We start from the raw sequence: 12,939 nt of genomic DNA on the forward strand, positions 1-12,939 counted from the left end.
TGCACGACAGTTTGCCAAACTGTCACCCTCCCCTTGCGCGTTTCCGCTACAGCGGAAAATCAGTGGGTCAGGAGGACGCATGGCCAACACCGACTTACTCGCTGCAATTCAACAGCGCAACCCCGCCCAGGTGGCCCTGGCGATCGGGCGCGGGGCCCAACCCAACGCGCAAGGCCTCAGTCAGGCGCTCCCAGGTTCCGTCGGGGGCGCAGGCGGTGGCGAACAGCCAGTGATGCGTCCAGTCGCCCCCCAAGCGATCGGACGCGACAAACAGCACCTGGTGATCCCGTTGGCATGCCAGCGACAACAACGCACGTCCAACGGCTCGAAGGTGGGCGAACCGCAGCAGGTCGCGTTGTTCCGCGTCAGCCATCGCCAACTCATCGATAAATCCCTCCGGCAGGCGAAACCCCACCCGGTAGCCCGCTGCACTTTCGTAATGAGCGGCGCCCTCCCACAATTGCTGAATCCCATCGAAGTCCTGGCCCAACGCGAAGCGCCGCATGGCTTGCTCGGTCACCTGTCCGCGCAACTTCAACACAGACAGGCACGAACCGCCCCAGCGAAGCCTGTCCAAAGGTGTCCCCAACAGCGCACTGAAAGAAATGCCGTGGGCGATGATGTCCTGGCGACAGAGGCACGAGAGATCAATCACCAGAGGCCTTCCTTCTTGCACGCCTCAGGGTATTGGCTGGAATGGCTGCAAGGACGTTCCAGAATGTTCTTCGAAAACTCATAAGCGCCAAGCGCGTAGTCGGCCTCCCAATCCACCAACTCCTTGTTGTCGCCTTTCAGGCAAACCGCCCATTGGTAGCGCTTAACCTCATCCTCTCCCCTCTGGAAGAGCTTGTAAGCCTCTATCTTCTCAGTGCCCGGCACGTTCATCCGGTAGAGCACCTTAAAATTGTCGGCTGCCGCCACACGCGCCTCGTTCAGCCTGCAAGTCAGCCCATCTTTTTCCCACGTTCCATCGGAGCATTCTTTGGGAACGCCCTCGTCGGCCACGGCAATGATCTCGGCAGCCATGGGCATCGCCTCCTCGATCGCCTGCGCCCTCTTGGTTACCGCATCCTTCTTTTCCAGCTTCTCCGTCAAAACGGCGATGGTGAAGAGGACGCAAAAAAGCGCCGACATCCCCAGGGTGAACTTACCAACCTCGCTCAGGATGTCCCACGCCCGGTCCCAACCCTTCATGCACCCTCCTTTCTGGAATACGTTTGTATTCCTTCTCCCCCATGCAAACAGAGAGCGGCGCGGTGTCCAGGGCTTCGGGACGGCTAAACTCAGAATGTGCGGCCTCTGGCCGACAGATTCAGAAGCCCGCATCCTCCACCGACCTTGAAGGCACCCATGCCCGTCTCTGATCCCCTCGCGTTCGACCTGCTGCGGGCGTTCGCGCAGTTGGAGTTTCGCCTCAAGAGCGACCCAGGCTTTCTTCGGGCCGGTCCCTACCGAATGGCCCAGGTGAACTGGCCTGCGGTGGATGAGGCGGTGTCACGGCTGGACGATCCACTCTTCTTCGATCGGGTGTCGGACAGCACGCGCGAGCAAATCCTCACACCTCCACGTGATCGCCCGATGGTCCAGGAGGTGGCGGTGATCAACGGCCTCAACCACGCTGTCTTCCAGCGCCTGCCCCTTCATCAATCCAATGCCCGCGCTTTGATCGAAGCGGCACGCCGCGTGCGCAACAACCTCTTCCACGGGGGCAAGGAGGAGCCGCATTTGGGCGATGATGACGAGTGGGCCGCCGCCGCACTGGACGTGGCCGAGTGCCCGCTTCACCTGCTGAACTATGGCACGCTTAGATCGGGGGTAGGCCCGTGGGGGAGATGGGACGCCCATGCTTTACCTGAAGACCGAATAGCTTGTCGCCGGCAGACACCGGCCGACCGGTAAGCTGCTGTGCGCGCGGCAGCAGATCCAAGAGCACGCATCATAGGATGATAAAGTCCGCCCCAGCTGGACAGCTGATCTGACATTGGAGTTGCAATGGACCTAGAAGTGATCGAAGCAGTGCTGCTGAAATGGGCTCGCCAAGAACCTATCATCGCGAAGATCCACTTGTTCGGGAGCCGGCTAAGAGGCGATCATCGCCCCGACAGCGACATTGACATCGCGGTGGAGCTTGATCTTTCAGCGGCACCAGGAGTCGACTTTAGCGATGGGTTCGCGACCTTCAGCCGATACTCCGAGCACTGGGAGGCCGAACTAGCGCAACGACTGCCCATCCCGGTTGACTTGGAGTTCTACCATGGCCCCGAGGAAACCCCGATCCTCCATGCGGGGCTCGAACGGTCGGGAAAGCTCATCTACGAAAAGTTTCGTTAGAACATCGCGCTCCGGAGCACCTAACGCCGCCGCCCCAGCCCCGACTTCCGCCCTGAGCCACGAGCGCTTCGATTCCACCATTTCACTATTTCGATGGAACCAAGCGCTCACCCGGGCTACTCAAAGAGACAACACCGGTTAAATGTCGTGCTGTTTGACAAAGCGAGATACCTTCTGCGCCTCAAGGTCTTTGTTCCAGGCCTTTGCAAAATCGTCTGGAACATCTAGGTTTGCCTCGTCGAACTTTACGGTAGCCGGCAATTCACGCCAGAACAGTTCAATAGACGCAGCAAAGTCATCGACGTGAACATCCGACACCTCCATGTCGGTGTCGTCGAACAAGTTCCATCCGTGAGAACTTGCTCGCAAGAACTCCGGGTAGCGCAGCTGGAGATCGTCCAATGACTTCCCCTCCCCGTGCTTGAACACATTGACGACCAACCGCATGGCATCAATGCGTGGGTAACAGGCGAGAGCAGAAAGGTCCAAGCCGATGGCTTCAAGCAACCTCTCCAGCTTCGCGCTATCCAGCTTCCAAAGAGCGCGCCGCGTGTTGTCGCCGATCACCAACTTGGGCCACCTAAACTCACGAACGAGGAAGCGTCGAAATGTCTTGTCCCAATGGTGATACATGCCAGCCACCACACTGAGGCGGGTTCGATCATGCATCTCACTTAGAAGCTGGTAGAACTCGACGCCGTGATCGCGCGCAGCGTCCGCTAGATCGCCAGGGTCGTGCCAGTCAGGGTCGAAGGACTGACCGCTGCGCTCCCAGTGCTCGGATTCCGCTTGATCGGCCTCCGCCTCAATGTTGGCGAACTGAGACAGAAGGCGGGTCTTGGCCTGCTCAACGTAGAACCGATGCTCCGAGACGCGGAGCTCCCGTTCGGAATCCACCAGCTGATAGGCGCTCCACTCGCGGCCGCTCATGCCGGCTGAACCGCAGGCGGGGCATCCAGCCATTCGATCAAGGATCGAATGCCATCTGCGTCCGAGCAGCAATCTTCCAGTGGCTCGCTCTCCAATCGGACTTGGAGAGATAGCCAGGCGTGTTCCGACTTCTCCGAAATCCCAAGGTGAGGCTCAATGGCACCAGCGCCCCACAACCAAAGGCCTTGAGCACGCAGTTTCTGTATTAAAGCAGCGATGTGGGGCTTTGCTTGGTCATCGGCCGCAAGCAACTCGAATGCCTTCGAAGCCGGCCCTTGAATCCCCTTGCAAGGCAACGCTCCGTCTAAAGTCACGACGCCCGCGCCTGCCATCCTCGCGAGAACGTTCTTGCACGCAGCAACATCGGGATCATCCGCCTGCAGGAAACCATGCTTTGTTGCTTGGCGGAAAGCGAAATCCAAGTCCACGATGGCACACGCAGGCAACCCTAGGGCAGACAAAACTTCCATTGACTTACGAGTATCCGAGACCCCACTCATCGCAACAATTGCCAACGATGACTGCCCCATGGTTTTGCCCGCCACCAACTGGAAGATGGATGGCAACAGCCGGAGTTCGGTCTTCCCTTCTGTGAGCACGACTTTGTCGGCAAACAATATCTGAGACGAATTTGTCAGGCTGAATAGCTGCTGGAGTTGATGCGTGGGATTGTCCACCAATTGTTCTACGACGGATTGCATGCGCGGACGGGCTTTGGTTCCCTCCGGATGCTTTTTCGTCATTAGCAGAGCGTTCTTCGCGTCCTTGGCCAAGATCATCTGAGCAGAGTGGGTTGAGAACACGACCTGATATCCAGCCTCTGACAACGCACGCAAGGCTTCACGCACCTGCTCCACTGCAAAGGGGTGCATGAAGAGTTCCGGCTCGTCCACCAGCAGTAGCGTTACTCCGCCCGCAGCCGCTGCTCCACGCTTGAGATCCGCCAGATGCCGGACCATGGCCATCTGGATGGCGCGCTGCGCGCCATGGCCGTATGACCCGAAGGCACGTCCACGCCCCTCCCCTTCGTAAACTTTGACAGTTCCCGCCTTAATGAGGTCATTGAAGACCGGCACTGGGAAATCCAGCTTGATGTGGATACCAGGAAAAAGATCCGAAATCTTACGATTGATTGAATCGTCGATGCGACCCAACTCTTTAAAACGATCCCCACCTTCTGCAGAGATCATTCCTAGGATGGCTGCCAAGTGCGGGGTCAAGGCCTCCTCGTGCTGCTCTTGGATAGCGGCAAGCATCGAGGCCAGCAGCTTGCCGATCGTGGTCGTCGTCTTGGCCTTACTGGCGTCCTCCTCAGCATTCTCCATTGCTCCGATGCGAATAGGATCTGGAAAGAGTGCTGAGATGGCGTTATCGATGCCCGTAGGGTTCGGCTCCCAGTCGCCTGTGTCGGGATTCATCACGGTCAGTTCGGTGTCGCCCCCAGGCACCTGCTGTTCGCGACGAACCATCAGCGCCCCGTCCCGAACGTGTCCTTCAATCTTCTTTCGGTGCTTTTGCTCCAGGACCGCCAGATCAGCCTCGGTGATCCCACGCAGTGTTCCCATCACTTGCACCGGCAGGGTCGGCTCGTGGAAATCTTCCACACCAAGCTTTGCCTTACGCACGAGCCATTGGAGCGCGGTAAGACAATTGCTCTTCCCGCAATTATTCAACCCAACCAGCGGTGTAAAGCTGGTCAGCTGCAAGCTTGTGGAAACACATGATCTAAAATTCAGAACATCCAAACTTGAGATGTAGACAGCCATTCCATTGCCCCCTGTTATCCTGATTACTTACCGATCGCTGCAGCTGATCGGTAAGGCTGCTGTTGTTTTCATCCCTCAACTGCGCGATGAGGCAGACGGCCCGCCCGTCGCTGCGCTCGGCCCACAACTGTCCGACCAGGCGCCCTCCCATTTTCCGGCCAGCCGTAGATCAGTCCCCGCCGTTGTAGTCCACCACCAGCAGGAGCCCTTCAGCAAGACGAGCGACGAAGCCTGGTTAGCCCCGAAGGTCTACCGTTGCCCAGCATATCAATCATTTATCACAACAATACTTTCGGCGATACTACCCTTTCCAGCCTTCAGATTCAGATCCATGGACCAGGGACAGTAGTGCTCCGGAGGTGATGAGCCTCCTTGCGGCAGTCACACGGTAGATGAGCCGTCATGCGAACCAGGCAATCGCTACGCACGACCTCCAAACCACCAGAGGACACGGCTTGTTGGCCCAAGCATTGTTCATAAGCAGCATATGAGCCCCCTCTCAGCCCCTGAGACAGTGGCCTCGCCTTGCCCCCCCCTCTCGACACCTCTTGGAGCACCTGCCTCTCGCCCGGCTTGGGGTCGAGTGAGGTTAGAGTAGTAAAAACTGCGCAGGGGATGACAACGCGCAGGCTCTCAAACGGAAATTAAGGGGAACCGCATGGCTCATGACACAGACTCGCAGAAGATCAGCTTGCCCGAATGGCTGTCCATCAATCCTTGGGCGATCGTCTTGGTCGTCACTGCATTGATTGCAGGTATTCTCATGGGAGCACAACACAGCAAGGTTCCAGAGCTTGCCAACGTCATTGTCGGCCCGGCCGTAGGTTCGTTCCTTGCAGTTGGAGCTGGTGCATGGCTCGCGAATTGGCAGGAGCGCCGAAAGCGCACCGAAGCCAAAGTCTTCATCGCGCCTATCTTGGGTGAGATCACCCAAGCCATTGAAGGCGCCATCAACGGTTACGCAAATTACGAACGGCTTCTTCAGGAGCATAGACTCACCAAGCCAGCTCCAAAGGATGGACGGGTCGCCGCCGCCTCTTGCTTAGCAAAGCTTGAGGAAGAGGGCCACAAGATCAATCGCCGGCTGCACCAGCTCCAGACGGCCTTCAACTCCGTGGGCTATCAAGGCAGTGTTCTGTATGCAGACGCGCTGGAGATCCTCAAACGAATCCAGTCACGACTGGACAAGCACTCAGAGGAAATGGGGGAAACGGACGCTGACATTTCCGAGCGCACCGTCGGCGACCTCATTGATCTGTGGCGCTGGTCCGATTCCCTCAAAGCAACGGCCGTGTCTGGAAAATACACACCATCGATTCGGCCATTGCCCGATGGGGTCCGAAACGATCACCGCTGGAGTGCTAGCACGCCGTCCTGACAAATTTCTACTTGCAATCCAGATCGAGAGCGACCGTCGCGTTGCCCAAGTTGCTGGGCAACGTGGCCTTGCAGACCCCTTCCACCTCCACCGTCTGGCCGGGGCGCGGCTGCTTCAGGTAGAGCACCCCGTCATAGCCCACCTGGGTGGTCTCGGTCGCCGTCTTGGCCACCGTGCCCGCTTCGATGGCCGAGCCAGTGAGGCGGAAGGTGCGCGCGGCCTCGGTCAGGACCGGGAAGGTAAGGTGCATGCCGGCTTGGCGGCCAGCGGTGGCGGCTTGCTCGATCTCGGCCAATTGGGTGCCCAGTGGCAGCGCCCGATCGTCTACGCGGACCTCCGTGGGCACCATCGGGGTCACCTCGCCCACCACCAGGCGGCCTTGGGCGTTGGTCTTCCCCACCAATCTGCCGCCCACCCTCACCGGCACCCCGGCTTGGCCGGGCACGTCCACCACGGCGAAGGATTCGGCCGGACCTAGGAACGTCACGCCCTGGCGGTCCAGGTGGACGGCACCGGCCATCGAACCGGAAGCCCAGGTGCCGCTGGGCCCGTGCTCGGCGTTGATCTGGGCCCACCCTGCCCGGGTGGTCCAGTTGGCGTTGGCCCGGGCGGTCTGGCCAGCCGCTCCCTCGTCCACCGAAGCAGACAAGCCGACAGGGGTTCCCAACACCGTGGGACGGGCGCGTCCTTGGACGGCCCAAGCGGTGGCATCGGGGGCTTGCCGGGCCCTAACGCTCACGCCCTTGCCCCGGCCGAAATCGTAGCTGTAGCCCACCTCCACCCGGGTTTCCTTGCGCTCCAGATCGCGCAACGCGGAGACGGCCACGGTGTGCCCGTAGCCACGCCAAGTCAGCCCGGCGTCGGCGTAAGCGGTGCGAAAGCGTGGCGTGCGCACGTCCGAATAGCTGGCCCGAAGGGACCACTGGGGCGTGGGCCGCCAGAAGACCGAGCCTCGGGTGCGCTGCTCCACCTCCACCGCATTGGAGGCGCGCAGGCGCCAGTAGTCCTGTTGGCGCTCGTGCTCCAGGCGCACGCCAAACCCCGGGCCGCGGTAGTCGTAAGCCATGGCCTGCCGTTGGCCGCCTTGGGTTGACGTGCCCACTTCCAGATCCAGCGTGCCGTAGGTGCCAAGCACCGTGGTGGCCCCCAACGCCACGTTGGCCTTACCGTTCGATGAGGTTTGGGCGGTGCCGCGCAGGCTCCACCGGTCATTGAGGCCCCAAGCCACCGCCCCGGTCGCGCCCAACGCTCCATAATCGCTCTCCCCTTGGCGCACACGGCCGGCGGCGACTTCCCAGGTGGTGAGCCCTTTGCGGAGCAACGTGGGGGCGACGTAGAAACGCTGATCGCTCACCACGGTTTCGCGGCCGTAAGGGTCTCGCACCACCACTCGGGTTTGCTGCGCACCGGTGCCCAAGGCGCTGCCATCGGCCGTGAACGGCCCCTTCCCCACCTGGCCCTGCAGCACACGGGCGCGGTTGGCCAGGACTTCCACCGTGGCCGGATCGAGCGCCACGCCACCGAGCATCGGGACGGGATAGGTGGGCGTCAACGGGTCCAACGCCCGCGGGTCCTTGGCCACGCGCATCCCAGCCAGGTTGACCGGAGAGGACGACGGACCAGCGAACACATCGCCGGCCTGGTAAGTCACCAAGCGGTTGGGATCGTCTTTCTGCCAGCGCGTCACGCCGCGAACGTAGCCGGTGCCCGACGCGTCGGTGTTGACCTGCCCGCTGGTGCTGACAACGCCCCAACGGCCCGCCTTGCGGACTTCGTGCCCCAAGGAGAGCGCCTGCTGTTGCTCGGACACCATGCCCGCCACGCTGTAGTTCACCAGCACCCCGGGAGCGGGCGGCGCGATGGGGCCGCGCTCGGCGCGGACACGGGCCACGCGCTGGGCTTTGAGCCGGTCTGCCGGCAAGTCCAGAGCGACCGTGGCGCTGGCCTCGTCCACGGCAAAGCCCACGCCCAGCGCCTGGGCGCTCATCGGATCCGTTTGACCCGGTGGAAGCTGGAGTCCGACCTCGCGCCACGTGGCCGGCTCGGCGAACCACTGACCGCCTTGCTGCCAGAACGTGAGCGGATCCGCCTTGGCCTTGCCGCCGATCACCGGCACCAGGAACGCGGGTGCCACGCCTTCGGGCACCGCTGCGCTGGCCGACGATGCAGCCAGCAACAACAACGCCAAGGCGTGGCCACGCATGGATCACCGCCCCACAGGGACGGTGACGGGCTGGCCGTTGACGGTGATTGAAAGGTTTTCAGCGCGCTGCCCGGGCTGGGCCTCGTAGGTCATTGAGGCCCCCGGCAGGGTCCAACCCAACGCACCCTCGCGCCACGGCTTGCCACCAGCCGGGCCGATGGACGACACGCGGGCGGCGGTCTGGCCGTGGTTGGTCAGCCGGTAGCCCTTGGGCACCGCCTGGACGGTCACCTGGGGGACAGGCGCGTTGGCGACCTCAAAGGCCACGGGCAAGTCCTGGTTGACCAGCAACTGGACGCCTTGGACGTTGGGAGCCCTGAGCTGCATTAGCAGGACGCGGTAGTAGCGCCGCTCGCCCAGCGCGCCCACCCTCATCAACCGGGCGGTGCGCTTGGATTGGGGCGGGACGTCCACGAAGGTGGGCGCCCCCACGATATCCGTGGTGGGTGAAAACACGTTCTGCCCTGTGGCCTGATCCCACCCCACGGCTTTCACCTGGTAACGCACCGACGCGTCGCCGCTGTTGTGCAGGGTCACGGCGACGTGCTTGGCCGAGGTATCGGCCATCAGGGTGGTGGGGCCGACGGAGATGGAACCGGCGGACGCCGAAAAGGACAGCAAGGACGCGGCGGCCACGGCCAAAAAACGTTGGGAATGGGTCATGGGGTCTCCTTTAGGGGCGTCTCCATTCAAACTAGATCGGAATACCATTCCGTCAACCCATACCTACTCATCTTTTCGGCAACAAAAAGCCCCCGGGGCAAGCCGGGGGCGTCGGGACAACCGATGGGGATCAGTTGTAAGTGGCGGTGACGGTGACCGTGTCGGTGTAGTTGCCGCCCACGGCCTGCTTGAGGGCCAGGAAGCGCACCGCGTAGTTGTAGCTCTGGACGGTGCCGTCGCCAACGCCGGTGAACGCGTCGGTGTCATCCCCCCATACTTGGCTTCCCTGCGGGTCCTTGAAGAAACCGTAGGGGATGTAAGCCCCGGCGCCGTTGGTCACAGCCCGATAGGTCCCATACCCGGACAGCAGGCCGAAGTTCTGCCCCTGGCCCGGCGAAATGGAGTAAGTCGTGCCCGCGTTGCACACGATGCTCAGCCCGGAGGTGCGGGCGGCAGCTTCGGAGATGCCCGACCAGTCCATGCCTTCGATGGAGGTCACGGACAGCTGGCAGGTGTTGGTCAAGGTGCCCTGAATCGTCAGGTCCGCGGTGGTGTCGGCGGCGAACGCGGGCACTGCAAGCGAAGCCAGGGCGATGGGCAGAAGGGCGCGAAGGAAGGTCTTGCGTGTCATGGGTATCGTCTCCTTGAGAGGGATTGAGTGGGGATGAGTAGCCCCAGAATGGGCCATCCCCTTACCGATACCTCGAATCTGAAAACGCGCAAGGGTGGGCATTGAGCCAGCGGTCAGAGCCTGGCTCGTTTGCCACCGGCCGCTGACTGTCTCCATAACCCATCCAGCTCACGCGCACGGTGCTGAGCCATTGCCTCCTGAATCATCCGCTGAAGGACGAACGCAAACGCGTCAGTCACAAAAACGCCCACGCCGATCCCGCAATCATCCGGCAAGCTGGAAATCTGTTTTATCGATGGCTGGTGAATGACCTCGTCGAGCTCAGGGGGCAACGGGTCCACGAACGTGTCAATGAACGCCCTCACCTCGGTTTCGGCTGCTTTGCAAAGGTCGGCGTCAGTGAGCAGCGCCCGCAAGTCGGCAAGCGTGGGAAGCCACACCGTATTGAAGAGCGGGCCACCCACCGAGGGACTGACGAAATGGATGCCGTGAAGCACGGATGCCCTCTCACTCTTTCCGAGCTCTCCGTCTCCCCAATAACCGTTCATCGGAGGAGTCACGTCACCCATCATTAGCCAGTTCTGCGCGCCGCCCCTGCTCTTCTCGCCAGCACTTGAGCAGGTGTTTGTAACCGGGCTTGGCTTGGGGGACGTGGAAGGATCGTCCGTAAGTGTTGACCTTCCCGCCGTTGTGGAGCTCGACGGCATGAACCGCGGTCCAAGTGGTCGCCCAGCCCAGGCTGTCGTCCTCTTCAAAGCTGACGGGCTCCAAGGAGACCGCTGCATAATTTTCAATCAAGCCGGGATTCAATCCCAACGCGATCATCTTGGTTTCGTTGGTTGTGACGGTTGCGCTCATGTGACACCTCTTGGCTTGGTCGGCGGCATTGCCTACCCCTTAATTCAAGGTAGATCGCCCTGGAAATTTGTCCACGGCCTTAGTGGACAAAATCTTGACTAAAAGCAAAAAATGCGGCGCTAAGGCCGCAGTTTTTCCTAACATCACTTATCGCGCCGAAGGCGTTGGTGCTTTCCATCCATGCGGATGCTTTTTCAGATGCCGGCGCGCAGCGGCCGCCGGCGGCTTCCGCCGCAGGTCTTTGCTTTAAAGGGGGTGGTCACACCCACCCTCGTGAAGCCATCGACACGTGCGAGGTGCCCGCGATCACAAGGTGATCCAGCACTCGAATGTCGAAAAGGGCAAGGGCCTGCTTGAGGCGGTCGGTGATGGCGCGGTCGGCAGCGCTGGGCTCGGGGTTTCCGCTGGGGTGGTTGTGAAAGAAGATGACCGCGGCGGCGTTGTGGTCCAACGCCTTCTTGGCGACGATGCGGGGATGGACTTCGCACCCATCGATGGTGCCTTGAAAGAGGTGCTCGGTGGCAAGGATGCGGTGGCGGGCGTCCAGGAACACCGTGCCAAACACTTCGTGATCCAGGTGCGCGCAGCGGGCAGTGAGGTAGTTGCTGGCACTGGAGGGGTCGGTGATGGCCTCGTGGCGCTGCAGGCGACGCTCCAAGATGTGCGAGGCGGCCAAGAGGATGCCCTCATCGTCCATGGCCAGCTGGTATTGGGCCCGAATGTCGTTGGCTCGCTTCACTTGCTTTCTCCACCGGCGCGGGATTAGCGACGGGCGGGCGTGGTGTCTGCGGCGGAGGCGGTCAGTGGGAGCAGGCCGACAAGGGCCAGAGAAAGAACCAAGACGCGCATGAGGCCTCCTTTCATGAATGGGTTGCACTACCCATAACAAAAGGTTTGGTTTGCGCAACGGGATCTAGAAAAGAAAAAGGCGGCTTTCGCCGCCTTTCCCTTGGGCTTAGAAGCGCGCTCGCAAGCGAGGGGCTTCCTGGGTTTGGCTGTCCTGCCCGTGGGCCTTCATGGCCGCACCAACCTGGCGTTTGGCATCGGCCCCAAACCCGCCTTCCGGTGGCTTCCAAGCGTTGGCGGGCGGGAGCAGGCTGACCAGGAGCTTGGCCCTCTCTTGAGCCCGCAAGTCGTTGAAAAATGGCTTGCCGCTGTTGATCGGCGCTTCGCCCTTTTGGTTTTGGATGTGGGGATCTGCGCCCGCCTCAATCAGCGCACTCCAGACAGTGGCATCGCGGCCCGCATGAAGAGAGGTATTCCCGTTGTTGTCTTGGGCGTTCATATCCGCCCCTGCCTTGGCGAGCGCTTCAATCGTCTCTGGAAAAATCGCACGGTGGATCGGCGCCTGGCCGTCCATTCGCCGTGCAATGACGTCTGCGCCTGCACGGGTGAGCAAGGCCACCGCCTCGGGGTCCCTGGCTATATGCAGCGGTTGATTCCCCTGGTCATCGCTCGCCGCGGGATCAAGGCCTGCTTTCAGAAGTTCCTTAAGCGCGCCCGTGTTCGCCTCGAAGAGAGGGGTTCGCCCTCGGTTATCCCGGGCTAGGATGTCTGCCCCGGCCGCAATCAAGGCGCGGGCCTCCGTCTGCCCGGTTGCTCGGAAGAGAGGGGTTTGCCCTTCATTATTCCTCGCGCTGACATCCGCTCCCGCCTTCAGCAACGCTTTGAGACTGTCGTTGTGTGCGCCAAACAACGGGGTGTTCCCTTGGGTGTCGCGAGCGTTGATGTCAGCGCCAGCCTTCACGAGCTCCCTTAAAGCCCCTTCGCTCGCTCCGAAAAGGGGCGTTTTCCCTCGGTTATCGCGCGCATGAATGTCTGCCCCGGCCGCAATCAACGCCCTGGCATCCCCTTGCCCTCTCGCGTTAAAAAGCGGTGTTTCCCCTTGGTTATTCTGCGCATTGATGTCTGCCCCGGCCTTGATCAGTTCAATCACGGCTCCCTCGCTTGTCACAGAATGAAGCGGCGTATTTCCAAGGCCATCCCTCGCTTCGATGTCAGCCCCAGCATCCAACAGCCTCCGAACTTCGCGCGGGTGATGCGCATCATGAAGTGGCGTTTGATCCAGCCAATCTTCATCCCTTGCGTTCACATCAGCGGGGATTTTGGTAAGCCCGATTTGCTTCAGAAGAACGTCTTTGAGATTCGAAATATTCAACCCACACCTCCACAATAGTAT

The 12,939-nt window shown here is 61.1% G+C and carries 14 protein-coding genes; 3 read left to right on the forward strand and 11 right to left on the reverse strand.

All coding sequences use genetic code 11. From position 1 onward, the window contains the following. Positions 1 to 94: 94 nt before the first annotated feature. Together ACZK4Z_RS14115 and ACZK4Z_RS14120 are read right to left on the reverse strand one after the other, a co-directional pair. Positions 95 to 655 (reverse strand): hypothetical protein, encoded by a 561-nt coding sequence (locus ACZK4Z_RS14115; RefSeq protein ID WP_061478945.1) that lies wholly within the window; start codon positions 653 to 655, stop codon positions 95 to 97. Next, positions 652 to 1,194, reverse strand: coding sequence for a hypothetical protein (locus tag ACZK4Z_RS14120; RefSeq protein WP_061478946.1), 543 nt, complete (start codon positions 1,192 to 1,194; stop codon positions 652 to 654). The genes ACZK4Z_RS14115 and ACZK4Z_RS14120 overlap by 4 nt, the downstream gene beginning before the upstream one ends. 156 nt (positions 1,195 to 1,350) lie before the next feature. On the opposite strand from ACZK4Z_RS14120, the gene ACZK4Z_RS14125 reads away from it, so the two are divergent. After that, positions 1,351 to 1,899: a hypothetical protein gene (locus ACZK4Z_RS14125; protein ID WP_061478947.1), complete on the forward strand. Its 549-nt coding sequence runs from the start codon at positions 1,351 to 1,353 to the stop codon at positions 1,897 to 1,899. Between the two features lie 93 nt (positions 1,900 to 1,992). Continuing rightward, on the forward strand, positions 1,993 to 2,331 hold the full coding sequence (locus tag ACZK4Z_RS14130) for a nucleotidyltransferase domain-containing protein (RefSeq protein WP_046272133.1): 339 nt from the start codon (positions 1,993 to 1,995) through the stop codon (positions 2,329 to 2,331). Between the two features lie 138 nt (positions 2,332 to 2,469). Here ACZK4Z_RS14130 and ACZK4Z_RS14135 read toward each other — a convergent pair whose 3' ends face one another. Continuing rightward, positions 2,470 to 3,261, reverse strand: coding sequence for a hypothetical protein (locus ACZK4Z_RS14135; RefSeq protein ID WP_046272134.1), 792 nt, complete (start codon positions 3,259 to 3,261; stop codon positions 2,470 to 2,472). Beyond that, positions 3,258 to 5,027 (reverse strand): ATP-dependent nuclease, encoded by a 1,770-nt coding sequence (locus ACZK4Z_RS14140; RefSeq protein WP_082783310.1) that lies wholly within the window; start codon positions 5,025 to 5,027, stop codon positions 3,258 to 3,260. Before ACZK4Z_RS14140 ends, ACZK4Z_RS14135 begins: the two co-directional genes overlap by 4 nt. Before the next feature lie 658 nt (positions 5,028 to 5,685). Here ACZK4Z_RS14140 and ACZK4Z_RS14145 point away from each other — a divergent pair. Continuing rightward, entirely contained in the window at positions 5,686 to 6,405 is a 720-nt protein-coding gene (locus ACZK4Z_RS14145) for a hypothetical protein (RefSeq protein ID WP_049430732.1), read from the forward strand. Positions 6,406 to 6,412: 7 nt separating this feature from the next. Here the strand turns inward: ACZK4Z_RS14145 and ACZK4Z_RS14150 are convergent, their stop codons facing one another. From ACZK4Z_RS14150 to ACZK4Z_RS14180, 7 genes are all read right to left on the reverse strand, one after another. Continuing rightward, positions 6,413 to 8,608 (reverse strand): fimbria/pilus outer membrane usher protein, encoded by a 2,196-nt coding sequence (locus ACZK4Z_RS14150; protein ID WP_061478949.1) that lies wholly within the window; start codon positions 8,606 to 8,608, stop codon positions 6,413 to 6,415. 3 nt (positions 8,609 to 8,611) lie between these two features. Next, entirely contained in the window at positions 8,612 to 9,271 is a 660-nt protein-coding gene (locus ACZK4Z_RS14155; protein WP_061478950.1) for a fimbrial biogenesis chaperone, read from the reverse strand. A 130-nt stretch (positions 9,272 to 9,401) separates the two neighbouring features. Continuing rightward, positions 9,402 to 9,902, reverse strand: coding sequence for a Csu type fimbrial protein (locus ACZK4Z_RS14160; RefSeq protein ID WP_061478951.1), 501 nt, complete (start codon positions 9,900 to 9,902; stop codon positions 9,402 to 9,404). Between the two features lie 113 nt (positions 9,903 to 10,015). After that, positions 10,016 to 10,471, reverse strand: a complete 456-nt coding sequence (locus tag ACZK4Z_RS14165; RefSeq protein ID WP_125892007.1) for a hypothetical protein — start codon at positions 10,469 to 10,471, stop codon at positions 10,016 to 10,018. After that, positions 10,464 to 10,760 (reverse strand): hypothetical protein, encoded by a 297-nt coding sequence (locus ACZK4Z_RS14170; RefSeq protein WP_049403041.1) that lies wholly within the window; start codon positions 10,758 to 10,760, stop codon positions 10,464 to 10,466. The genes ACZK4Z_RS14165 and ACZK4Z_RS14170 overlap by 8 nt, the downstream gene beginning before the upstream one ends. A gap of 259 nt (positions 10,761 to 11,019) precedes the next feature. Further along, the gene (locus ACZK4Z_RS14175; RefSeq protein WP_061478952.1) at positions 11,020 to 11,499 is read right to left on the reverse strand and encodes a JAB domain-containing protein; all 480 of its coding nucleotides are present in this window, start codon (positions 11,497 to 11,499) and stop codon (positions 11,020 to 11,022) included. Positions 11,500 to 11,715: 216 nt separating this feature from the next. Next, positions 11,716 to 12,918: an ankyrin repeat domain-containing protein gene (locus ACZK4Z_RS14180; protein ID WP_075677511.1), complete on the reverse strand. Its 1,203-nt coding sequence runs from the start codon at positions 12,916 to 12,918 to the stop codon at positions 11,716 to 11,718. Between the last annotated feature and the right edge of the window lie 21 nt (positions 12,919 to 12,939).

This window comes from Stenotrophomonas sp. 71799_Sma (assembly GCF_056482505.1).